Source organism: Pseudomonas sp. NFX15, from assembly GCF_049132105.1.
GTDB lineage: Bacteria > Pseudomonadota > Gammaproteobacteria > Pseudomonadales > Pseudomonadaceae > Aquipseudomonas.
Map to the genome: position 1 here is coordinate 27,545 of NZ_JAFMPV010000005.1, position 23,163 is coordinate 50,707.

Consider the following 23,163-nt stretch of genomic DNA (forward strand, 5'->3'; position numbering starts at 1 on the left):
CGCGTTACTCGCAGTAGTTTCCACAGCGCCTGAATGAGGAACTTTTCATGCCAGCCATCACCCTGACCACCCTGCAAGGTCTCAAGCAAAAAGGTGAAAAGATCACCATGCTGACTTGCTACGACGCAACCTTCGCCCACGCCTGCAATCAGGCTGGCGTCGAAGTGCTGCTGGTGGGCGACTCCCTCGGCATGGTTTTGCAGGGCCACGACAGCACCTTGCCGGTCACCACCGCGGAAATGGCTTACCACGTGGCCGCCGTCAAACGCGGTAACGGCGATGCCCTGATCCTCGCCGACCTGCCGTTCATGGCCTACGCCACCACCGAACAAGCCATGACCAACAGCGCCCTGTTGATGCAGGCCGGCGCGCACATGGTCAAGGTCGAAGGCGCGTTGTGGCTGGCCGACTCGATCCGTCTGCTGGCCGAACGCGGCATCCCGGTGTGCGCGCACATGGGGCTGACGCCGCAATCGGTGAACATCCTCGGTGGCTACAAGGTTCAGGGCCGTAATGAAAACCAGGCACGACAGATGCGTGCCGACGCGATTTCCCTGGAGCAGGCTGGCGCGGCCATGCTGCTGCTGGAGTGCGTGCCGAGCGAACTGGCCGAAGAAATCACCCAGGCCGTGAGCATTCCGGTGATCGGCATTGGCGCCGGCCACCGCACCGATGGCCAGGTACTGGTTTTGCACGACATGCTCGGGCTGTCCATTACCGGTCGCGTGCCAAAATTCGTGAAAAACTTCATGACTGGCCAGACCAGCATTGAAGCTGCATTGAGCGCCTACGTGACTGAAGTCAAAGCGGCGACTTTCCCTGGGATTGAGCACGGATTTTCTGCATGAACACCGTAAAAACCGTACGCGAATTGCGGGCCGCCGTGGCCCGTGCCCGCAGCGAAGGCAAGCGCATTGCCTTGGTGCCGACGATGGGCAACCTGCACAGCGGTCACGTGGCGCTGGTGACCAAAGCCTCCCAGCGGGCGGACTTCGTGGTCGCGAGCATTTTCGTCAATCCGCTGCAATTCGGCGCTGGCGAAGACCTCGACAAATACCCGCGCACCCTCGCTGCCGACCAGGAAAAACTGCTCCAGGCCGGTTGCCACTTGTTGTTCGCGCCCAGCGTTGACGAAATCTACCCGGACGGCATGGATGGCCAGACCCGCGTCAGCGTCCCGCAATTGTCCGAAGGCCTGTGCGGCGCCAGCCGTCCCGGGCATTTCGAAGGCGTAGCGACGGTGGTCAGCAAACTGTTCAACATGGTCCAGCCGGACCTGGCGATTTTCGGCGAGAAAGACTTCCAGCAACTGGCGGTGATTCGTGCACTGGTCCACGACCTGAACATGCCGATCCAGATCATCGGCGAGCCGACCGTTCGCGCAGCCGATGGCCTGGCGCTGTCGTCGCGCAACGGCTTCCTCAACGAGGAACAGCGAGCCGTGGCGCCGGTGGTCTACCGCACGCTGACCGCGATCAGCGAGGCGATCAAGCAGGGCGAACGTGATTTCCCGGCTCTGATCGATACGCAGCGCCAACAGCTCGAAGCGGCAGGCCTGCGCCCTGACTACCTGGAAATCCGCCATGCACTGACCTTGCGCCCGGCGACGGCGCAGGATCGTGACCTGGTGATCCTGGTGGCGGCTTTCCTCGGGACGACACGGTTGATCGACAACCTGCACCTGAACCTCGACGCGCCCCTCTAAACACCGCAAGCCCTTGTAGGAGCTGGCTTGCCAGCGAAAGCGTCGTGTCAGTCGACCCAGGTGTCAGCTGAAAGTCTGCTTTCGCGAGCAAGCTCGCTCCTACAGGGAGCGGCTAAACCCATAGACCCTCCGGGCCAACCGCCCGCCGACCTGGGAAACATCCATGCACGCCATCATGCTCAAAGCCAAGCTGCATCGCGCCGAAGTCACCCATGCTGTCCTCGATTACGAAGGTTCCTGCGCCATCGACGGCGAATGGCTGGACCTGTCCGGCATCCGTGAGTACGAACAGATCCAGATCTACAACGTCGACAACGGCGAGCGCTTCACCACTTACGCCATCCGTGGCGAAGAAGGTTCGCGCATGATCTCGGTGAACGGCGCCGCAGCGCACAAGGCGAAGGTCGGCGACCGTGTGATCATCTGTGCCTACGCCCACTACAGCGAAGCCGAACTGCTCAATTTCAAGCCACGCATGCTCTACATGGCTCCAGGCAATGAACTGAGCCACACCAGCAACGCCATTCCGGTTCAGGTCGCCTGATCGAGCCAAAGCGCATTTCCCATCCGTTTGTCGGCCCGTTCCCGGTGCAATGTATAAAAAAGTACCAGGAACGGGTCAGACAAAGTCAAGACAGATCGCAGCGCGAGAGTTACTGTATTCGCCCTGCGCCACAAAATCGTGTCGACGCAGTTGACCGGACGCCCACCCGCAGCGTTCCGGGCTTTTTTGTGTTCAAAAGGCCGTTCAAGTAAAAAGGAAACCCGCAGCGATGGCGTATTACCGCACTCCTCACGACGTTACCGCTCTGCCCGCCTGGCAAGCGCTGAATGACCACCGCCAAGCCATGCAGGATTTCAGCATGCGGGAGGCTTTCAATGCCGATCCGCAACGCTTTACTCAATTCACCCTGAGCAGCTGCGGTCTGTTTCTCGACTATTCGAAGAACCTGATCAACGCCGAGACCCGCAACCTGCTGGTGGGCCTGGCCGACGAAGTCGACCTCAAAGGCGCGATCAAGGCATTGTTCGACGGCGAAATCGTCAACTCTTCCGAAGGTCGTCCGGCCCTGCACACCGCGCTGCGCCGCCCGGTCGGCGACAAGCTGTCGGTCAACGGTGTCAACGTGATGCCCGAAGTGCACAAAGTACTGAACCAGATCACCGATCTCGTGGGCCGCATCCATGACGGCCTGTGGCGCGGCTACAGCGAGAAACCGATCACTGACGTGGTCAACATCGGCATCGGTGGTTCGTTCCTCGGCCCGGAACTGGTCTCTGAAGCCCTGCTGTCCTACGCCCAAAAAGGCGTGCGTTGCCACTACCTGGCGAACATCGACGGCACCGAATTCCACGAGCTGACGCAAAAGCTGCGCGCCGAGACCACGCTGTTCATCGTCTCGTCGAAATCCTTCAACACCCTCGAGACCCTGAAGAACGCCCAGGCTGCCCGTGCCTGGTACCTGGCCCAGGGTGGTTCGGAAGCCGAGCTTCACCGCCACTTCATCGCGGTATCGAGCAACAACGCCGCCGCCGTGGCGTTCGGCATCCGCGAAGAGAACATCTTCCCGATGTGGGACTGGGTCGGCGGTCGTTACTCGCTGTGGTCGGCCATCGGCTTGCCAATCGCACTGGCGATCGGCATGTCCAACTTCAAGGAACTGCTGTCCGGTGCCTACACCATGGACCAGCATTTCCAGACCGCGCCATTCGAACAGAACATGCCGGTGCTGCTGGCCTTGCTCGGCGTGTGGTACGGCAATTTCTGGGGTGCGCAAAGCCACGCGATCCTGCCGTACGACCACTACCTGCGTAACATCACCAAGCACCTGCAACAGTTGGACATGGAGTCCAACGGCAAGAGCGTGCGCCAGGACGGCAAGCCTGTGTCCACCGACACCGGGCCGGTGATCTGGGGCGGCGTGGGTTGCAACGGTCAGCACGCTTATCACCAGTTGCTGCATCAGGGCACCCAGGTGATCCCGGCCGACTTCATCGTGCCGATCGTCAGCTTCAACCCGGTGTCCGACCACCACCAGTGGCTGTACGCCAACTGCCTGTCGCAGAGCCAGGCGCTGATGCTCGGCAAGACCCTGGGCGAGGCCGAAATCGAGTTGCGCGACAAAGGCATGAGTGAAGCCGATGTGCAAAAACTCGCGCCGCACAAGGTGATCCCGGGCAACCGTCCGAGCAACACCCTGGTGGTCGAGCGCATCAGCCCGCGTCGCCTCGGCGCGCTGGTGGCGATGTACGAGCACAAGGTCTTCGTGCAAAGCGTGATCTGGGGCATCAACGCCTTCGACCAGTGGGGCGTGGAGCTGGGCAAGGAGTTGGGCAAGGGTGTCTACAACCGTCTGGTGGGCAGCGAAGAAACCCCGGCCGAGGACGCATCGACCCAAGGCTTGATCAACTACTTCCGTGGTCGTCACCGCGGTTGATTTGACAGCCACTCCTGCAGGGCGATATCCACCTTGTAGGAGCTGGCTTGCCAGCGAAGACGGTGTGTCATTCAGCACATACATCGACTGATCCGCCGCTTTCGCTGGCAAGCCAGCGCCTACGAGAGTCGCTACGCGTCCCTCTTGAACCCATTGATCGGTCGGCGCATCTTAATCTTTGTTGAAAAACAAGAATAAGGAACCGTCATGTTCGATATCAGCACGTTCCCCAAAGCCGATGCCGTCCGCCGGGCCGCACAACTGAGTCAAGACGACTATCAGCGCCTGTACCGCCAATCCATCGAACACCCCAGCACCTTCTGGGCCGAACAGGCCACGCGTTTTCTCGACTGGAGCGCGCCCTGGGAAACCGTCCAGCGCTACAACCTGAAAACCGGTGAAGCCAGCTGGTTTGCCGGCGCGCAGTTGAACGTCAGCTACAACTGCATCGACCGACACCTGGAGAAACGCGGCGACCAAGCCGCGATCATCTGGGAAGGCGACGACCCGAACGACTCCACCTCGATTACCTACAAACAACTGCACGAACACGTCTGCCGCCTGGCCAACGTGCTGAAAAGCCGTGGTGTGAAAAAAGGCGACCGCGTGTGCATCTACATGCCGATGATTCCCGAAGCGGCCTACGCCATGCTTGCCTGCACGCGCATCGGCGCGGTGCACTCGGTGGTGTTCGGCGGCTTTTCCCCCGACTCGGTCCGCGACCGGATTCTTGACGCCGACTGCCAGACGGTCATCACTGCTGACGCAGGCGTGCGCGGCGGGAAAGCCGTGCCGCTCAAGGAAAAGGTCGACAAGGCACTGCAAAGTTGCCCGAATGTCAGCACCGTGATCGTGGTCGACCATACCAAGGTCGAGGTGGACTGGGTCGAAGGCCGGGACATCCACTATCAGCAAGCCTTGAGCGAGGCGAGCGCCAACTGCCTCCCCGAGTCGATGGACGCCGAAGACCCACTGTTCATCCTCTACACCTCCGGCAGCACCGGCAAACCCAAAGGCGTGTTGCACACCACCGGTGGCTACCTGCTGCAAGCGGCGATGACCTTCAAGTACGTGCTGGACTACCGCGATGGCGAGGTCTTCTGGTGCACCGCCGACGTCGGCTGGGTCACCGGCCACAGCTACATCGTCTATGGGCCGCTGGCCAACGGCGCGACCACGCTGATCTTCGAAGGCGTGCCAAGTCACCCGACGACCGCACGCTTCTGGCAAGTGATCGACAAGCACAAGGTGAACATTTTCTACACCGCGCCGACCGCCCTGCGCTCGTTGATGCGCGAAGGTCCCGGGCCGTTGCAGGGCACGTCCCGCGCCAGCCTGCGATTGCTCGGCAGCGTCGGCGAACCGATCAACCCGCAAGCCTGGGAATGGTATTTCCACGTGGTCGGCGAAGAGCGCTGCCCCATCGTCGATACCTGGTGGCAGACCGAGACCGGCGGCATCATGATCAGCCCCTTGGTCAGTGCGCAACGGATCAAGCCCGGTTGTGCGACACAACCGATGTTCGGCGTGCAACTGGCGCTGCTCGATGAGCAAGGCAAGGAAATCAAGGGCGCGGGCAGCGGCGTGCTGGCGATCAAGTCCAGTTGGCCGGCGCAGATCCGCAGCGTCTATCGCGACCCGCAACGCATGGTCGACACCTACTTCAAACCCTACCCCGGCTACTACTTCACCGGTGATGGTGCGCGGCGCGATGAAGATGGCGACTACTGGATCACCGGGCGCATCGACGACGTGATCAACGTGTCTGGCCACCGCATCGGCACCGCCGAAGTGGAAAGCGCCCTGGTGCTGCACGACAGCATCGCCGAGGCCGCCGTGGTCGGTTACCCCCATGACGTCAAGGGCCAGGGCATTTATGCCTTCGTCACGCCCATGAATGGCGTCGACACTAGCGATGAGCTGACGAAAGAACTGCTGGCCTTGGTCAGCCAGGAAATCGGCAGTTTCGCCAAACCGGACTTGATCCAGTGGGCGCCGGCCTTGCCGAAAACCCGCTCAGGCAAGCTCATGCGGCGCATCCTGCGCAAGATTGCCTGCAACGAGCTGGACAGCCTGGGCGATACGTCGACCCTGGCTGACCCGAGCGTGGTGCAGGGGCTGATCGACAATCGCCTGAATCAATGACGGGCCATTGTCGGAGCGAGCCTGCTCGCGATGAACTCAAGCGCGCCGCGTACATTCAGGAGAAACGCGTTACCGTTGAAGTCCATCGCGAGCAAGCTCGCTCCTTCAGAAATTACAGAGTACTCATGGAATTCATCCGCACCCGCATCGAAACCCAGATCATGAGCCTGACCGGTCTATCCCTGGGCAAGCTCGACCTGGAAAACCCCAAGGGCGATCCTGGCCTGTTCGGGCCGGACTCGGTCAGCTGGCAGGTCCATGGCGACTTCAGCAGCATGCTGATCGGCGGCATTAGCGCGCTGATGCTGCAGGCCTTGCATCCGCTGGCATTGGCCGGGGTCTGGGACCACTCGAATTTTCGTGAAGACATGCTCGGGCGTTTGCGTCGTACCGGGCAATTCATCTCTGGCACGACCTTCGGCTCGCGACAAGACGCCGACTGGTTGATCGAGAAAGTGCGCACCATTCACTTGCAGATTACCGGTACGGCACCGGATGGACGGCCCTACGCCGCCAGCGACCCCGACCTGCTGACCTGGGTGCATGTCGCGGAAGTCAGCAACTTCCTGGCTGCGCATTTGCGCTATCGCAATCCGCATCTTTCAGTGGCCGACCAGGATCGCTACTACGCGGAAATCGCCCTGATCGCCGAACGCCTCGGCGCCCGGGACGTACCGCGCTCGCGGCAGGCCATTGCCGATTACCTTGAGCACATCCGCCCACAGCTGCTGTGCGACGACCGCAGCCGCGAAGTGCTGCGCCTGTTGCTGAATGCGCCCTCCCCCAGCCGTTTGGCCAAACCGTTCGGCGGGTTGATGATGCTGGCCGGGATCGACTTGCTACCGGACTGGGCCAGTGACATGCTCGGCGTCAGCCAGAACCCGCTGCAACGCAAGCTGATCCGCGCCAGCGTCAACCGCAGTGCGCCGATGCTGCGATGGGCGGTGCGTAACGGCTCTGTACAACGCGCCAGACGACGGATGGGCCTGTAGGAGCTGGCTTGCCAGCGAAGACGATAGCGCTGACAAACCGCTTTCGCTGGCAAGCCAGCGCCTACAGGTCCTCCTATAGCTGTTAAACTCCCGCGCCCCATTCCCTCCTGCAAGGCGCCCAGCATGTCATCCTTGAATCAGGCGCTGCGCGCCGCCCTCGATCATCGCCAAGACCTGCTCGCCGAACTGCACCAGCAAGGCACCGATTGCTATCGCCTGTTCCACGGCAGCCAGGAAGGCGCCGGTGGCCTGACCGTCGACCGCTACGGCCCACAACTGCTGGTACAAAGTTTCCACCAGCCACTGGAGCGCGAGGCGCTGCTGCAACTGCATGAGGCCATCAACCAGCACCTGGGGTTCGAGAGCCTGCTCGTCTACAACGACCGCTCCCGTGGCAATTCGCGCATCGACCGCGAAGACATCGTCTACCGCGCCGACGACGCCGCCCTGCAAGACCTGGTCGGCCACGAGTGGGGCCTGAACTATCGGGTGCGCGGGCGCCATGCCGGGCAGGACCCGCTGCTGTTCCTCGACTTGCGCAACACCCGCGGCTGGGTCAAGGAGCACAGCGCAGGCAAAAGCGTGCTGAACCTGTTCGCCTACACCTGTGGTGTCGGCCTCAGCGCTGCCGCCGGTGGCGCACGCGAGGTGTGCAACCTGGACTTCGCCGAAGGCAATCTGGCGGTGGGTCGCGAGAACGGTTTGCTCAACCCGCAATTGCCGACCATGGCGTTCATCCAGTCCGACTACTTCCCGGCCATTCGCCAACTGGCCGGCCTGCCGATCAGCCAGCGTCGCGGGCAAAAACTGCCGAGCTACCCGCGCCTGGAACAGCGCCAGTACGATTTGGTCCTGCTCGACCCGCCGGCCTGGGCCAAGAGCGCCTTCGGCACGGTCGACCTGCTGCGCGACTACCAGAGCCTGCTCAAACCCGCCCTACTGACCACCGCCGACAACGGCGTGCTGATCTGCTGCAACAACCTGGCGAAGGTCGGCATGGAGGATTGGCGCGAGCAAGTGCTGCGCTGTGCCGAAAAGGCCGGGCGGCCGGTGCGTGAGTGGAGCGTGATGAAACCTGGGGGTGATTTCCCGTCGTTGGATCAACAACCACCGCTGAAAACCCTGATCCTGCAGCTCTGATCGCTGTGGGATAAATCTGAAACATCCGCAACAGGGCGATCACTTCGGAACCGGAAACGCGTGCCATACTCCAAGGCACTCCGATTCAGACAGATGAAGCCGCACATGTACAAAGGATTGATACGCGCCATCGGCGCCTTGTTGACTGCTCTGGCCCTCTACAGCTTGCTGGGTTTTCTGATTTTACCGGGCGTCGCACTGCGCGTTGCCAACCAGCAACTGGCCCATTTCGCCACCACCCCCGCCACGCTCCAACGGATCGAGTTCAATCCGTTCAGCCTTGAACTGACCCTTTGGGGTTTGAACATCGGCGAGCCCGGCAAGGAGCAGGTCGCCTTCGAACGCCTGTACGCCAACCTGCAACTCGACAGCCTGTGGACCAAGGCAGTACATCTGTCGGACGTCGAACTGGACAAGCCCAAGACCGAAATCCTCTTCAGCAAGGACGGCAAACTCAATCTGCTCGGGCTATTCAAACTGCCCGCCAGCGAACCCACGCCCGCCGACCCGAATGCCAAGCCGTTCCCGCTGCGCATCGAGCGGATCAAACTGGCCGGGGGGGCCGTGCACTTTGAAGATGCGCGGCCCAGCGAACCTATCGAGTTTCTCTACGACACACTCGACTTCGAGCTGAAAAACCTCAGCACCCTGCCCGAAGACAGCGCCGACATGACGTTGATGGCCGTCGGCCCCAACGGTGGGCAGATCGACTGGAGCGGCAACTTCAGCCTGATCCCGCTCGCCTCCGAAGGTAAGCTGAAAATCACCGACGGCAAGATGAAAGCCTTCTGGCCTTATGTGCGCGACGCCGTGCCGCTGGACCTCGAAAGCGGGGTCATGAGCATCAGCACCGACTACAAGCTCAACCTGGCCAAGGAAACCGAGCTGCTGTTGAGCAATGTGGCGATCAACATCGCGCCCTTTGCGATCAAGGCCCCGGATGGCCGGCCACTGGTCAAGCTCGAACGCCTGGACGTCAGCGAGACCACCGTGGACTTGGCCAAGCAGCAAGTGGTGGTCGGCAAGATCCGCAGCAACAAACTGGAAACCTGGGCGGCGCTGGAGTCCGACGGCCAGCTCGACTGGCAGAAACTGTTCGCCAGCCAACCGCCAAAACCCGCCGCCAAAGCCAAGGCGGACGCCGAACCCGTTAGCGCTCCTGCGGCGGCCGACTCACCGAAACCTGAACCGGCCGCGCCCGGCAAACCCTGGCAAGTGCTGCTCAAGGATGTGCAACTGCGCGATTACCAGGTGCATCTGGCCGATCGCAAGGCGCAACCTGCCGTCGCCGTGGACCTGGCGCCGCTGAATCTGGATTTGCAGAACTTCGACAGCCTCAACGGCTCGCCTTTCACCCTCAAGCTCGATACCGGCGTCGGCAAGCAAGGCAAGCTCCTGGCCGATGGCGAGGTCAACCTGGCCCCAATCAGCGCCCGGCTAAAGGTGCAGACCAAGGACATCGACCTGCGCGTCGCGCAGTCCTACATCACCCCGTTCATTCGCCTGGAACTGCGCAGCGGCATGCTCGGCAGCGATCTGGCGGTCAACCTGAAAAGTACCGAGCCTTTGGCGTTCAACGTCACCGGCCGCGCCCAGGTCGATCAGCTGCATACCCTGGACACCCTGAAAACCCGTGACTTCCTCAAGTGGCAACAAGTCGTCGTCGAAGGCCTGAACTATCAGCACGGCGACAGCCTGTCGATCGATAAGGTCAACCTGTTCCAGCCCTATGCGCGGTTCATGATCAACGATGATCGCACCACCAACATCGATGACCTGCTGATTGCGCAGCCGGCGAGCACCGGAGCAAAACCGGCGGCGAGCAAACCGGCCAGCCAGGAAAAGCCGCTGGGCATCCACATCGGCGGCATTTTCATCAATGACGGTTCGGCCAACTTCGCCGATTTCAGCCTGACCCCGAACTTTGCCACCGCCATCCAGCAGCTCAACGGGCAAATCGGCACCATCGACAGCCGTCAGCCAAAACCGGCCAGCGTCGACGTCAAGGGCAAGGTCGACCGTTATGCGCCGGTGACCATCAAGGGCGCGGTCAACCCGTTCGACCCAATGGCCAGCCTCGACATCGCCACCAGCTTCAAACGCGTGGAACTGACAACGCTGACGCCCTACTCCGGTAAGTTCGCCGGCTACCGCATCCGCAAGGGGCGACTCAACCTCGACCTGCATTACCAAATCACTAAAGGCCAGCTCAAGGCCGAAAACAAAGTGGTGGTCGAACAACTGCAACTGGGTGAAAAAGTCGACAGCCCGGATGCCGTGAGCCTGCCGCTGAAACTGGCGATTGCCTTGCTCAAGGACGTCGACGGGAAAATTTCCATCGAGTTGCCGGTCACCGGTGACCTCAACAACCCACAGTTCAGTGTGATGCCGATTGTCTGGCAGACCTTGCGCAACCTGATCGTCAAGGCGGCCGCAGCCCCGTTCAAGCTCATTGGCGGGCTGATCAACGGCGGTGGTTCGGAAGATTTGGGCAACGTCTCGTTCGCCGCCGGCTCCAGCGACCTGAACAAAGAGGCCGAAGGCGCCCTGGACAAACTGTCCAAGGCACTCAAGGAACGCCCGGCCCTGCGCCTGGAAATCGAAGGCACCGCCGCCCAGAGCAGCGATGGCCCGTTGATCGCCGAACAGCGCCTGGAACGTGAATACCAGTACAACTACTACAAGATGCTCCAGCGCCGCGGTGACAAGGTGCCAGCCCAGGCTTCCTTGCTGCAAGTGCCGGACAGTGAAAAAGGCCCATTGCTCGAAGGCATCTACCGCACGCGCCTGAAAACCCAGCCGCCTGCCGAATGGAAGGATCTGGGCAAGGAAGAGCGCACCGCCAAAATGCGCGCCGACGTGATCAAGTTCTGGAGTTCCAGCGACGTGCTGTTGCGCCAACTGGGCCAGGAACGCGCCAGTAGCATCAAGGATTACCTGGTCGACAAGACCCAACTGGAAGATGACCGGGTGTACTTCATCGATGCCAACCTGGGCGAGGCGCAAAGTAATGGCCGCGTCGTGACACCGATGCATCTGGATGCGGAATGACCCCTGTAGGAGCGAGCCTGCTCGCGAAGACTGACCAACATTCGACACACGTGCTGAATGAAAGACCGCTATCGCGAGCAAGCTTGCTCCTACGGTTTGATGGACGCCTACAACAGAACAGGCCCCGGCACTGAGAGTGCGCGGGGCCTGTGGTGGCCACATCCTTGTGGCCGGTCGCATGAACCCTAAGGTTGCGACAGACGTATGTCTCGGCCCGTCTGTCGCGCCTTCTCCCGGTCCAGGCGAGAAGCCTTAGCCTTACTCGGCTTTCAGGCCGTCAGCGGAAACCGCCTTGACGCCTTTGATTTTCTTGGTGATGGCCACAGCGGTGGTTTTCTGCGCCTCGGTCACAGCGACCGTCGACGACAGCGATACCACGCCTTTATTGGTTTCGACTTTGATGTCGGTGCCTGGAATGCCTTTTTCAGTCATCAGGTCACTTTTAACTTTGGTAGTGATCCAGGTATCGGAAGTAGCTTCTGAAGCCTTGGTCATTTCACCCGCCGCCAGGGTCATCGGAGCCTGGGTGGCCTGAGTGGTCTGGGCGAATGCCGCGTTTGCCATGGTCAGGGTCAGCGCGGTAGCAGTAGCGGCAGCGATAGCGAACTTCTTCATACGAGTAACTCCTGTTTTTCTGAAAAGTCTGCCGGTTGTCGTGTCGGCAGGGTTACCAGGGATATTGCGAACGCTGTGCCAACTTTCGAAATAATAAAAAACCCTTAAAAATCAATATATTAAAAAAACAGCAAATTTTCGAAATCTTGCAAATTGCACGACCAGCCAAAAACTCTGCATGCAAGTTGCGGTTTTGTGGAAAGTTCCTAAGTCGATGAATTTTTGGACTTTTATTTCCAGTATTTGCGAAATGGTCGACAAACAAGAGTGCTCCTTTAAACACGGGCATGCGGCGAGGGAGCTTGCTCCCTCGCCACGATAATGACGGTCGCCGGCGGGGCCAATCGAGCTCACCCCATCAAGACGCAGACCCTGCACAGCCCTTGGGCAAGTAATCTGCGGACACGCTGCTCTTGCACGACCAACCCTTGGTTTCATCCCGGGTCAGGGTGACGGTTTTTCCCTGCACCGCACCCGGCGCATTCTGCAAGGTGCACTGGATCGAACCAGTCCCCGTCGGCGTCGGCGCTATCACCGCCAGGGCGCAGTGAGTGGTCGAGGGCGTACCGGCGGGCGCGACGTTGGCGATCGCCGGCGTGTCCCCCTGATTGACCACGTCCTCGAACGGCACTTTCATCGCCGACACCTCGGCGAGGGCCGCGGTAACTTTGGCCCGAGCCTGATATTTGGAATACATCGGCAGACCGAGCGTGGCCAGAATCCCGATGATCGCCACCACGACCAGCAGCTCGATCAGGGTAAAACCTTTTTGATACTTCACAGGCAAGCTCCATGCATGAGGCGGAATCTCATGATCTGCCCCTTGGCAGCACAGCCTGTGCCAAGGCCAATAGTCCCGCTCGGCTAGGTATGTGCCGGCGGCAACGCCCTTTCCTACCCTCAGGATCAGCACTATCTGACGCTTTTTGTCACCTGCACCGTGCTGGTTTGGTTCCACCGTTTGACTAGGCTATAAGAGCCCCTCAAAACGGATTAACCAGGACTGAACATGGCGGCCAAGGCAGCGAAAATCAGCGTCTATGCATGGGAAGGCATCGACCGCAAAGGCACAACAGTCTGCGGAGAACTCAGCGCTCAAAACCCGGCGCTGATCAAGGCGAAGTTGCGCAAGCAAGGCATCAGCCCCGGCAAGGTGCGCAAGAAATCTCCCTCGTTGCTCACCCTGCCCCCGCGCATCAAGGCCCAGGACATTGCCCTGTTCACCCGGCAGATGGCGACGATGATGAAGGCTGGCGTGCCGCTGCTGCAGTCGTTCGACATCATCGGCGAAGGCTTCGACAACCCGGCCATGCGCAAGCTGGTGGACGAACTGAAACAGGACATCGCAGCGGGCAATAGCCTCGCCGCTGCGCTGCGCAAGAAACCGCGCTATTTCGATGAACTGTATTGCAACCTGGTGGATGCCGGCGAGCAGGCCGGGGCCCTCGATACCTTGCTGGAGCGGGTCGCGACCTATAAGGAAAAAAGCGAAAACCTGAAGGCCAGGATCAAGAAAGCCATGACCTACCCACTGGTAGTGGTGTTCGTCGCGGCGATTGTCACCGGGATTCTGCTGGTCAACGTCGTGCCGCAGTTCGAGTCCGTGTTCAAAGGCTTTGGCGCCGAGTTGCCAGCCTTCACCGTGATGGTCATCGGCTTGTCGCAATTCATGCAGGCCTGGTGGTGGGCAATCCTCGGTGCGCTGGCGGCGGTGGGATTCGGGGCGCGCCATGCCGTGCGGACATCCCCGGCCGTACGCGATCGGCTGGACGCCTGGCTGTTGAAACTGCCACTGGTCGGCGCCTTGCTGTACAAGTCTGCCGTGGCTAGGTTCGCGCGCACGCTGTCGACCACGTTCGCGGCCGGCGTACCGCTGGTGCAAGCCCTGGAATCGGTGGCCGGCGCCACGGGCAATATCGTGTTCAAGCGTGCGGTGCTACGCATCCGACAAGACGTGGCGACCGGCATGCAATTGAATTTCGCCATGCGCACCTCCGGGGTCTTTCCGAACATGGCGATACAAATGACCGCCATCGGCGAGGAGTCCGGCACGCTGGACGCTATGCTCGACAAAGTCGCGGGGTTCTACGAAGACGATGTCGACCACAAGGTCGACAACCTCACCAGCCTGATGGAGCCGTTCATCATGGTGGTGCTGGGTGTTATCGTCGGCGGCCTGGTAGTTGCGATGTACCTGCCCATCTTCCAACTCGGCTCAGCGATCTGACATGCCCCTCAATGAAATCCTCACTCAGTATCCGCAGGCATTCGTCCTGCTCGCCGGCGTCATCGGCCTGCTGGTCGGTAGCTTCCTCAATGTGGTGATCTGGCGTCTGCCGAAGATGCTTGAACGCGAATGGCGGGTGCAGGCCCACGACATTCTCGGCCTGCCCGGCGAGACGCCACTGCCGACCTACAACCTGGTGCTGCCCCACTCCCAATGCCCGCACTGCGCTCACCGGATCCGTGCCTGGGAAAACATTCCGCTGCTCAGTTATGTGTGCTTGCGCGGGCGCTGTTCGGCCTGCGCGGCACCGATCAGCCCGCGCTACCCATTGACCGAACTGGCCTGTGGAGCGTTGTCGGCGTTTGTTGCCTGGCACTTTGGTTTCGGTTGGCCGGCCGGCCTGGTACTGGTCTTGAGTTGGGGCTTGCTGGCGATGAGCCTGATCGACGCCGAGCATCAGCTATTGCCGGACGTGCTGGTGTTGCCATTGATGTGGCTGGGGTTGATCGTCAACAGCTTCGGCCTGTTCGTGTCGTTACACGAGGCACTCTGGGGCGCGATAGCTGGCTACGGCGTGCTGTGGTCGGTGTTCTGGCTGTTCAAGCTGATCACCGGCAAGGACGGCATGGGCCACGGTGACTTCAAGCTGTTGGCGATGCTGGGCGCCTGGGGCGGCTGGCAGATTCTGCCGCTGGTCATCCTCCTCTCTTCGCTGGTCGGGGCCATTATCGGGCTGGCGACATTGCGCCTGCGCCAGGCAAAAACCTCGACGCCGATCCCTTTCGGCCCTTATCTGGCCATTGCCGGCTGGATTGCATTGCTCTGGGGTGGTCAAATAACCGACCTCTATTGGCAGCTTGTCGGTTTGAAATGAATAGCCCTGTGGAAAAACCCTGGATTCTCGGCCTGACCGGCGGCATCGGCAGCGGTAAAAGCGCGGCCGCCCAACACTTTATCGACCTGGGTATTCATGTGGTCGACGCCGATCATGCCGCTCGCTGGGTGGTGGAACCGGGCCGTCCGGCCCTGACGCAGATTGCCGAACACTTCGGCCCCGGCGTGCTGCAGGCCGATGGTCAACTGGATCGTGCCGCGCTGCGCAAGTTGATTTTCGAAGTGCCCGAGCAACGCCGCTGGCTGGAATCGCTGCTGCATCCGCTGATCGGCGAGGAAATCGCTCACCACCTGGCGCTGGCAAAATCGCCTTATGCGATTCTGGTTTCGCCGCTGTTGATCGAGTCCGGGCAGTACGCCATGACCCAACGGGTGCTGGTGATCGATGCCCCCGAAACCTTGCAGATCGAACGCACCCTGCAACGCGACCAGACCAGCGAACAGCAAGTGCAGGCGATCCTCAAGGCCCAGTCCAGCCGCCAGGACCGCGTCAGCCATGCCGACGACGTCGTGCTCAATGACCGCGACCTGGCCTGGCTGCACAGCGAGGTGGAACGCCTGCATCACTTTTATCTTACTTTGCCTGGAGGCCAGTCATGAGCCAGCAAACAATCGTCGAATGCCCAACCTGTGGCGCCCCCGTGGAATGGACCGCCGAGAGCAAATTCCGGCCATTCTGTTCCGACCGCTGCAAGCTGATCGACCTGGGGGCCTGGGCCTCCGAAGAGCACAAGATTCCCGTGGCACCCGATGCCGAGGACGAAATGTTCAGCGGCGACTTCGACCCGCGTCACTGATCCACCGCGTCGACGATTTCAGAATTTGGGATCGTCGTCTTTCCACGGGGCCGAAAGATAGCGGGTGCGGTTGAAGGTCTCCAGCCATTCCGGGCAGAACACCACCAGCGCACTGACGACCATGCCATTGATGAAGGCCTCAGGGAAAATGATCAGCCACAGGTAGCCGACAAAATCCTCGAGCCAGTACGGCATCTCGAAACGCTCATCGAACCACAGCAGCCACAACGCCAGCAGCAGGCACAGCAACGCCGACAACGCGGCGGCGAAGAACCCGGAAACGAAGATGTACACGAAGGGGTTTCGCGGCTGTGCACGCTCCACCAGAATCGCGCAACACTCGGTGACCAGCACTGGCAGCACAATAAACAACGCGCCATTGACCCCGACCGCATCCAGGTCCTGGAGCCCCAGCAATACTAGCCCCATTTGCGCCACCAGACTGCCCACCAGTGCCAGCGGCCAGTCCAGCAGCAGGGTCACGGCCGTCATGCCGATGAAGTGATAGGACACGCCCGTGTCGAAATCGCGCCGCACCAGCCACAACAAAAACAACGCGAACACCGTGCCGAACAGCAAGTGCTGGCGCCGACTGTCGGTGAACAGCTCAACCCAAGGCGCACGACAGACCGCCCAGATCAACACCGGAAGGTAAATCAACCAGCCGACGATCAGCGTCTGCAGTGACAGCAGCTCTTCGCCGATCATGTGCTCACCCCTCTGTCCTTCACCGCAGGCTCCCTGGTTGTTGGCGTCCGCTAACTGGCAGTCTACTACGCCCGCAATGTGGCTCCAGTCGATGCAAAGCTTTCTGCTTGTCGCAATTGAACGCTAAGCTTGGGCCTATGGATGACTCAGATTATTTACGCCTGCTGACCATCGCGGCCGAGCAAGCCAACGCGTTCCTGTCCAATGCCCGCAAATGGGAGCGTGAGCGTTGGGTCTGCCAGCGCCTGTTGCAGGGCCTGAACATCCCTTATCGTGCCGACGAATTCGCCCCCGCCGGCGAGCCGCCGGATGTGCTGTTTCGCGATGCCAGTTTCGAGGTGTTCTTTGTGCTCGACGAGGGCCGACGCCTCAATGATGAATGGCGCGACGAACTGCAACGCCGGCGCAGTGCGTTTTCCCTGAGCCAACTGGTGCGTCGCGAGGCCAAGCCCCGGCGTATTCCGGCCAATGAGTTTTTACTCAGGCTGGCACCGACCCTGCGCAAAAAAGCCCATAACTACAAAGAACGCGGCATGGACCTGGGCGAGTTGGACATCATTGCCTTCGCCAGCCTTAAACGCGAAGTGCTGGACCTCAACAGCCATTTCCCGCCGCCGACCGAATACCTGCGCCAGGGCTGGCGCTCGCTGTCCTTGGTCGGGCCGACCTTTGCCCGCGTGCTATTCGCTCACCCAGATGCGCCAGACTTCTTGCGCAGCAACCTGGGGCGCAGCATCGTTTTTGACGTCGGGATCAGTCTGTGAGCCCGTTGCAGGAACTGATTGCCGAGGTGCCACAACAGGGCCGTGTACGCTGGATCGGCGTGCGCCCGCAATCACGTTCGCAGATGCTTGAACTCGATGCCGTGGAAGCGCGCCTCGAGGCTGGCCTGACGGGCGATCACGCCCGACCCGGCGTGCGCAATGCCCGGCAGGTCACGTTGATTCAGTGGGAGCACCTGGCGGTAATCAGTGCGCTGATGGGGCGCGCGCAGAATCATCCAGTCCGACCTGAAGACCTGCGGCGTAATCTCGTGATCAGTGGCATCAATCTGTTCAGCCTCAAGGGCCGCCGCTTCCGGATCGGCCAGGCTATATTCGAAACCACCGGCTGGTGCCAGCCCTGCGCGCGCCTGGAAAGCAACCTGGGCCCCGGCACTTTTCAGGCCGTGCGCGGACATGGCGGAATCACGGCCCGGGTGTTACAAAGTGGAATCATTCGCCTGGACGACACCGTGAGCGTCGAACCCATCCCGGACAGCGGCTATGCTGCGTTCAACCCTGGGTAAAAACACTGTAGCTTCTACACATTCAGCAACGTCTACTCCTGACGAGGCCAGATATGACCAGCCGCCTGAACCCCGACGATCAAAAGCATGTCGAAGAGTACCTGCATTTGTCCCAGCACCAAGTCGAGCGCCGACCTTTCCGGCCGTGGATGCTCCTTGTTGTGGTATTGGCAGTGACCATTGGCCTGGGCTTGTTGAGCCGCCTTATCAGTTACCTGACGCTATGAGCTGCCTTGCGCTCGCGAAGGTGCTGTCACCGATTTCCTTTAGCCTTGCGAGTTATCCCCATGTCCCATCGTATTGTCATTGTCGGCGGCGGCGCCGGCGGTCTGGAGTTGGCTACCCGTCTGGGTAAGACTCTGGGCAAGCGTGGTACGGCCAGCGTCATGCTGGTCGACGCGAACCTGACCCACATCTGGAAACCGTTGCTGCACGAAGTGGCGGCCGGTTCCCTGAACTCTTCCGAAGACGAACTCAACTATGTGGCCCAAGCCAAATGGAACCACTTCGAGTTCCAGCTGGGGCGTATGAGCGGACTTGATCGTGCGCAGAAGAAAATCCAGCTGGCCGCCACCTATGACGAAGCCGGTCTGGAACTGGTGCCGGCGCGCGAAGTGCCTTATGACTCGCTAGTGATTTCCGTCGGCAGCACCACCAACGATTTCGGCACCCAGGGGGCGGCGCAACACTGCCTGTTCCTCGACACCCGCAAACAAGCCGAGCGTTTCCACCAGCAACTGCTCAATCACTATCTGCGCGCGCACGCCGGCCAGACCGACGTTGTCGAGCAAATCAGCGTGGCCATCGTCGGCGCCGGCGCCACCGGGGTCGAGCTGGCCGCCGAGCTGCATAACGCCGCACATGAGCTCGCAGCCTATGGCCTGGACCGGATCAAACCGGAAAACATGCACATCACCCTGATCGAAGCCGGGCCACGTGTGCTGCCGGCGCTGCCAGAGCGGATCGGTGGTCCTGTGCATAAAACCCTGGAGAAACTCGGGGTCAACGTCATGACCAACGCCGCGGTCAGCGAAGTGACGGCCGACAGCCTGATCACCGCTGATGGCAATGAAATCAAGGCCAGCCTGAAAGTCTGGGCGGCCGGGATTCGCGCGCCAGGTTTCCTCAAGGACATCGATGGCCTAGAAACCAACCGCATCAATCAGCTAAACGTGCTGCCGACCCTGCAAACCACTCGAGACGAGAACATTTTCGCTTTCGGTGACTGCGCCGCTTGCCCGCAACCGGGCAGCGACCGCAATGTACCGCCACGCGCACAGGCGGCGCATCAGCAGGCGTCGTTGCTGGCCAAATCGCTGAAACTGCGCATCGAAGGCCAGCCACTGCCGGAATACAAGTACACCGACTACGGCTCGCTGATCTCGCTGTCGCGCTTTTCGGCTGTGGGTAACTTGATGGGCAACCTCACCGGCAGCGTGATGCTCGAAGGCTGGTTGGCGCGGATGTTCTACGTGTCGCTGTACCGCATGCACCAGATGGCACTGTACGGGCCGTTCCGCACGGCGATGCTGATGCTGGGCAGCAAGATCGGTCGCGGCACAGAGCCGCGCCTCAAGCTGCACTAAGCTCCCGGGCCTCTTCGCTGGCAAGCCAGCTCCTACAGGACCGCATCGATCTTGTAGGAGCTGGCTTGCCAGCGAAGCTTTTCAAGGTCGCCACAAAAAACTGGACAAAAAAAATCCCCGTATCTTTCGATACGAGGATTTTTAATATGGTCGGGGTAAGGGGATTCGAACTCCTGACATCCTGCTCCCAAAGCAGGCGCGCTACCGGACTGCGCTATACCCCGGTAAAAAAAAGGCACCCTTGAAGGCGCCTTCTTCGATCAGCGCTTTTGGCCTCTGATCTTAAGATTCGATTCCAGCGCTAACTGGTTTCAAAAATGGTGGGTCGTGTGGGATTCGAACCTACGACCAATTGGTTAAAAGCCAACTGCTCTACCAACTGAGCTAACGACCCAAAAATGGTCGGGGTAAGGGGATTCGAACTCCTGACATCCTGCTCCCAAAGCAGGCGCGCTACCGGACTGCGCTATACCCCGGCTTGAAATTGGCTCCGTGACCAGGACTCGAACCTGGGACCCAATGATTAACAGTCATTTGCTCTACCGACTGAGCTATCACGGAACTACACATTTCAATTTACGACTTTGAAGCTTTACTGCGTTCTCTTCGACCCGTTCGCATCGCTGCGTTCGTGTGTCTGAGGCGCGCTATTCTACAATCTTCAGCACCTCTGTCAACCCCCTAAATTGCTTTCAAGTTAATGATTTGCAACTTATTTTGGATTCCTGCTTGGGGAGCGGAAACCCTCGCGGGTGACTGACTGCGGGGCGCACTTTACAAGCCTTTTCCTTTGAGTTCAACAGCCTAACGAAAAAAAGGCCTCGCAATGCGAGGCCTTCAGTTTGGTTACGCGCTTTTGTAGGCGCCAGCTTGCTAGCGAAGCACTCATGAGCGCTGCGTTTAGCCGGATAACACGCGTTATCGTTAACGGCCATCGCGAGCAGGCTCGCTCCTACAATAAATCAGGTGAAGACGATTTCTTCGTTCTCCACCACGCCGTGGGCGGTATCGCCTGGCATGAACCGACCGGACAGGATCAACTGCGCCAGCGGGTTCTCGATCCAGCGCTGGATCGCTCGCTTGAGCGGTCGTGCGCCATACACCGGGTCGTAACCGACCGCGATCAGCTTGTCCATCGCCTCAGCGCTCAGATCCAGCTTAAGCTCCCGTTCGGTCAAGCGGCTACGCAGACGACCCAGCTGGATCTCGGTGATACCGGCGATCTGATCACGGGCCAACGGCTCGAAGATCACCACTTCGTCGACCCGGTTGATGAATTCCGGCCGGAAGTGGCTGGAAATCGCATCCATCACCGCTGCGCGCTGCGCCTCACGATCACCGACCAACTCCTGGATCTGCACCGACCCCAGGTTGGAGGTCATGACGATCACGGTGTTCTTGAAATCCACCGTGCGGCCATGACTGTCAGTCAGGCGACCGTCTTCGAGCACTTGCAGCAGGATGTTGAACACATCCGGGTGCGCCTTCTCGACCTCGTCCATCAGGATCACCGAATACGGCTTGCGACGAACCGCTTCGGTCAGGTAACCGCCCTCTTCATAACCGACATACCCTGGTGGCGCACCGATCAAACGAGCCACGGAATGTTTCTCCATGAACTCGGACATGTCGATCCGCACCATCGCCTCTTCAGTATCGAAGAGGAATTCGGCCAATGCCTTGCACAGCTCGGTTTTACCGACACCGGTCGGGCCGAGGAACATGAACGAGCCGCTCGGGCGATTCGGGTCGGACAACCCGGCACGGGAACGCCGTACCGCGTTGGAAACCGCCACTACGGCTTCGTCCTGACCAATCACACGCTGGTGCAACAGGCTTTCCATCTTCATCAGCTTGTCGCGCTCGCCTTCGAGCATTTTCGACACCGGGATACCGGTCCACTTCGACACGACTTCGGCGATCTCTTCTTCAGTCACCTTGCTGCGCAGCAACTGGTTTTCGCTTTTGCCATGCTGGTCGACCATTTGCAGGCTGCGTTCCAGGTCCGGGATCACCCCGTACTGCAACTCGGCCATGCGGTTCAGGTCGCCTTTGCGGCGGGCAGCTTCCAGTTCCTGGCGGGACTGCTCGATCTTCTGCTGGATCTGCGCAGAACCCTGGACTTCGGCTTTCTCCGAGTTCCAGATTTCCTCGAGATCCGAGTACTCCCGCTCGTGACGAGCGATTTCTTCCTGCAATTTTTCCAGACGCTTCTTCGCCGCGTCGTCGCTTTCTTTCTTCAGTGCCTGGGATTCCACCTTCAACTGAATCAGGCGACGTTCCAGGCGGTCCAGCACTTCGGGCTTGGAGTCGATTTCCATGCGGATGCGGCTGGCGGCCTCGTCAATCAGGTCGATGGCCTTGTCTGGCAACTGCCGGTCCGTGATGTAGCGATGGCTGAGCTTGGCCGCGGCAATGATCGCGCCGTCGGTGATCGCCACCTTGTGGTGCACCTCATAACGCTCCTTGAGGCCACGCAGGATGGCGATGGTGTCTTCCTCGCTCGGCTCATCCACCAGCACTTTCTGGAAACGACGCTCGAGGGCGGCGTCCTTCTCTATATATTGGCGGTACTCATTGAGCGTGGTCGCGCCAACGCAATGCAGCTCACCGCGGGCCAGGGCCGGCTTGAGCATGTTGCCCGCATCCATCGAGCCTTCGCCCTTACCGGCGCCGACCATGGTGTGCAGTTCGTCGATGAACAGGATGATCTGCCCTTCCTGCTTCGACAGCTCGTTGAGCAGGGATTTCAGGCGCTCTTCGAACTCACCGCGGTACTTGGCACCGGCGATCAACGCCCCCATGTCCAGGGACAACAGGCGCTTGCCCTTGAGACCATCCGGCACTTCGCCATTGATGATGCGTTGGGCCAGGCCTTCGGCAATGGCCGTTTTACCAACGCCAGGTTCACCGATCAGCACCGGGTTGTTCTTGGTGCGACGTTGCAGCACCTGGATCGTGCGGCGAATTTCATCGTCACGGCCGATCACCGGATCGAGCTTGCCGTCTTCGGCGCGCTTGGTCAGGTCGACGGTGTACTTGTCCAGCGCCTGGCGCGACTCTTCGTGGTTCGCGTCGTTGACAGCTTCGCCACCACGCAAGTTATTGATCGCGTTTTCCAAGGCTTTCTTACTCACACCCTGGCCGAGCAACAACTTGCCGAGCTTGCTGTTCTCGTCCATCGCGGCGAGCAACACCAGTTCGCTGGAAATGAATTGGTCGCCCTTTTGCTGAGCCAGACGATCGGCCTGATTGAGCAGGCGCGCCAGATCCTGCGACATGTTCACGTCGCCGGTCGGGTTCTGGATTTTTGGCAGCTGGTCGAGCTCTTTGGTCAGCTCTTTACGCAGGCTGTTGACGTCGAAGCCCACCTGCATCAGCAGGGGCTTGATCGAGCCGCCCTGCTGTTCGAGCAAGGCTTGCATCAAGTGCGCCGGCTCGATGGCCGGATGATCGTGGCCGACAGCCAGGGATTGGGCATCGGACAACGCTAACTGCAATTTGCTGGTTAAACGGTCTATACGCATGGGTCACCTTCCTTTTGAGCAGGCCGGACCTATAAAACATCCTGAATGAA

Annotated in this window: 20 protein-coding genes and 4 tRNA genes; 16 read left to right on the forward strand and 8 right to left on the reverse strand. The window is 60.3% G+C overall.

The features are described from left to right. The first annotated feature begins 47 nt into the window (after positions 1–47). The 8 genes from panB (at position 48) to J1D76_RS07120 (ending at position 11,471) form a co-directional block, all read left to right on the forward strand. Positions 48–848: a 3-methyl-2-oxobutanoate hydroxymethyltransferase gene (panB, locus tag J1D76_RS07085; RefSeq protein WP_421137664.1), complete on the forward strand. Its 801-nt coding sequence runs from the start codon at positions 48–50 to the stop codon at positions 846–848. After that, positions 845–1,705 (forward strand): pantoate--beta-alanine ligase, encoded by an 861-nt coding sequence (gene panC, locus J1D76_RS07090; protein WP_421137665.1) that lies wholly within the window; start codon positions 845–847, stop codon positions 1,703–1,705. The genes panB and panC overlap by 4 nt, the downstream gene beginning before the upstream one ends. A 163-nt stretch (positions 1,706–1,868) precedes the next feature. Next, the gene (gene panD, locus J1D76_RS07095) at positions 1,869–2,249 is read left to right on the forward strand and encodes an aspartate 1-decarboxylase (protein WP_003228271.1); all 381 of its coding nucleotides are present in this window, start codon (positions 1,869–1,871) and stop codon (positions 2,247–2,249) included. A gap of 229 nt (positions 2,250–2,478) precedes the next feature. Further along, positions 2,479–4,143 carry a glucose-6-phosphate isomerase gene (gene pgi / locus J1D76_RS07100; protein WP_421137666.1) on the forward strand — a complete coding sequence of 555 codons (1,665 nt, stop codon included), beginning with the start codon at positions 2,479–2,481 and terminating at the stop codon, positions 4,141–4,143. Positions 4,144–4,350: 207 nt separating this feature from the next. Further along, on the forward strand, positions 4,351–6,288 hold the full coding sequence (acs, locus tag J1D76_RS07105) for an acetate--CoA ligase (protein ID WP_421137667.1): 1,938 nt from the start codon (positions 4,351–4,353) through the stop codon (positions 6,286–6,288). A gap of 125 nt (positions 6,289–6,413) precedes the next feature. Continuing rightward, the gene (locus J1D76_RS07110) at positions 6,414–7,280 is read left to right on the forward strand and encodes an oxygenase MpaB family protein (RefSeq protein WP_421137668.1); all 867 of its coding nucleotides are present in this window, start codon (positions 6,414–6,416) and stop codon (positions 7,278–7,280) included. Between the two features lie 123 nt (positions 7,281–7,403). Then, positions 7,404–8,420 carry a class I SAM-dependent rRNA methyltransferase gene (locus J1D76_RS07115; protein ID WP_421137669.1) on the forward strand — a complete coding sequence of 339 codons (1,017 nt, stop codon included), beginning with the start codon at positions 7,404–7,406 and terminating at the stop codon, positions 8,418–8,420. Between the two features lie 93 nt (positions 8,421–8,513). Further along, positions 8,514–11,471, forward strand: a complete 2,958-nt coding sequence (locus J1D76_RS07120; protein ID WP_421137670.1) for a DUF748 domain-containing protein — start codon at positions 8,514–8,516, stop codon at positions 11,469–11,471. 258 nt (positions 11,472–11,729) lie between these two features. On the opposite strand, the gene J1D76_RS07125 is transcribed toward J1D76_RS07120, so the two are convergent. Both J1D76_RS07125 and J1D76_RS07130 read right to left on the reverse strand, forming a co-directional pair. Further along, positions 11,730–12,086, reverse strand: a complete 357-nt coding sequence (locus J1D76_RS07125) for a BON domain-containing protein (protein ID WP_093230174.1) — start codon at positions 12,084–12,086, stop codon at positions 11,730–11,732. A 358-nt stretch (positions 12,087–12,444) separates the two neighbouring features. Beyond that, on the reverse strand, positions 12,445–12,867 hold the full coding sequence (locus J1D76_RS07130) for a pilin (RefSeq protein WP_421137671.1): 423 nt from the start codon (positions 12,865–12,867) through the stop codon (positions 12,445–12,447). Positions 12,868–13,095: 228 nt separating this feature from the next. Here J1D76_RS07130 and J1D76_RS07135 point away from each other — a divergent pair, with 228 nt between their 5' ends. The 4 genes from J1D76_RS07135 to yacG are packed head-to-tail and all read left to right on the forward strand — an operon-like array spanning position 13,096 to position 16,004. Next, positions 13,096–14,313: a type II secretion system F family protein gene (locus J1D76_RS07135; RefSeq protein ID WP_421137672.1), complete on the forward strand. Its 1,218-nt coding sequence runs from the start codon at positions 13,096–13,098 to the stop codon at positions 14,311–14,313. Between the two features lies 1 nt (position 14,314). Further along, positions 14,315–15,187, forward strand: coding sequence for a prepilin peptidase (locus J1D76_RS07140; RefSeq protein ID WP_421137673.1), 873 nt, complete (start codon positions 14,315–14,317; stop codon positions 15,185–15,187). Continuing rightward, positions 15,184–15,807, forward strand: coding sequence for a dephospho-CoA kinase (gene coaE, locus J1D76_RS07145; protein WP_421137674.1), 624 nt, complete (start codon positions 15,184–15,186; stop codon positions 15,805–15,807). The genes J1D76_RS07140 and coaE overlap by 4 nt, the downstream gene beginning before the upstream one ends. Beyond that, positions 15,804–16,004 (forward strand): DNA gyrase inhibitor YacG, encoded by a 201-nt coding sequence (gene yacG / locus J1D76_RS07150; RefSeq protein ID WP_421137675.1) that lies wholly within the window; start codon positions 15,804–15,806, stop codon positions 16,002–16,004. The genes coaE and yacG overlap by 4 nt, the downstream gene beginning before the upstream one ends. 18 nt (positions 16,005–16,022) lie before the next feature. On the opposite strand, the gene J1D76_RS07155 is transcribed toward yacG, so the two are convergent. After that, positions 16,023–16,712 carry an energy-coupling factor ABC transporter permease gene (locus J1D76_RS07155; RefSeq protein ID WP_421137676.1) on the reverse strand — a complete coding sequence of 230 codons (690 nt, stop codon included), beginning with the start codon at positions 16,710–16,712 and terminating at the stop codon, positions 16,023–16,025. Between the two features lie 137 nt (positions 16,713–16,849). Here J1D76_RS07155 and J1D76_RS07160 point away from each other — a divergent pair, with 137 nt between their 5' ends. From J1D76_RS07160 to J1D76_RS07175, 4 genes are read left to right on the forward strand one after another with little or no spacing between them, the layout of a single operon-like run. Then, positions 16,850–17,476 (forward strand): DUF1780 domain-containing protein, encoded by a 627-nt coding sequence (locus tag J1D76_RS07160; protein ID WP_007970534.1) that lies wholly within the window; start codon positions 16,850–16,852, stop codon positions 17,474–17,476. Further along, positions 17,473–18,000 carry an MOSC domain-containing protein gene (locus J1D76_RS07165; RefSeq protein ID WP_421137677.1) on the forward strand — a complete coding sequence of 176 codons (528 nt, stop codon included), beginning with the start codon at positions 17,473–17,475 and terminating at the stop codon, positions 17,998–18,000. The genes J1D76_RS07160 and J1D76_RS07165 overlap by 4 nt, the downstream gene beginning before the upstream one ends. Before the next feature lie 53 nt (positions 18,001–18,053). Beyond that, positions 18,054–18,227, forward strand: coding sequence for a DUF3094 domain-containing protein (locus tag J1D76_RS07170; protein ID WP_007938396.1), 174 nt, complete (start codon positions 18,054–18,056; stop codon positions 18,225–18,227). Between the two features lie 60 nt (positions 18,228–18,287). After that, positions 18,288–19,586: an NAD(P)/FAD-dependent oxidoreductase gene (locus J1D76_RS07175; RefSeq protein ID WP_421137678.1), complete on the forward strand. Its 1,299-nt coding sequence runs from the start codon at positions 18,288–18,290 to the stop codon at positions 19,584–19,586. Positions 19,587–19,733: 147 nt separating this feature from the next. Here the strand turns inward: J1D76_RS07175 and J1D76_RS07180 are convergent. From J1D76_RS07180 to clpB, 5 genes are all read right to left on the reverse strand, one after another. Next, positions 19,734–19,810 (reverse strand) — tRNA-Pro (locus J1D76_RS07180). Between the two features lie 94 nt (positions 19,811–19,904). After that, positions 19,905–19,980 (reverse strand) — tRNA-Lys (locus J1D76_RS07185). Between the two features lie 5 nt (positions 19,981–19,985). After that, positions 19,986–20,062: transfer RNA gene (locus J1D76_RS07190), tRNA-Pro, on the reverse strand. A gap of 9 nt (positions 20,063–20,071) precedes the next feature. Further along, positions 20,072–20,147 (reverse strand) — tRNA-Asn (locus J1D76_RS07195). A 401-nt stretch (positions 20,148–20,548) separates the two neighbouring features. Next, positions 20,549–23,113: an ATP-dependent chaperone ClpB gene (gene clpB / locus J1D76_RS07200; RefSeq protein WP_421137679.1), complete on the reverse strand. Its 2,565-nt coding sequence runs from the start codon at positions 23,111–23,113 to the stop codon at positions 20,549–20,551. Positions 23,114–23,163 lie beyond the last annotated feature (50 nt).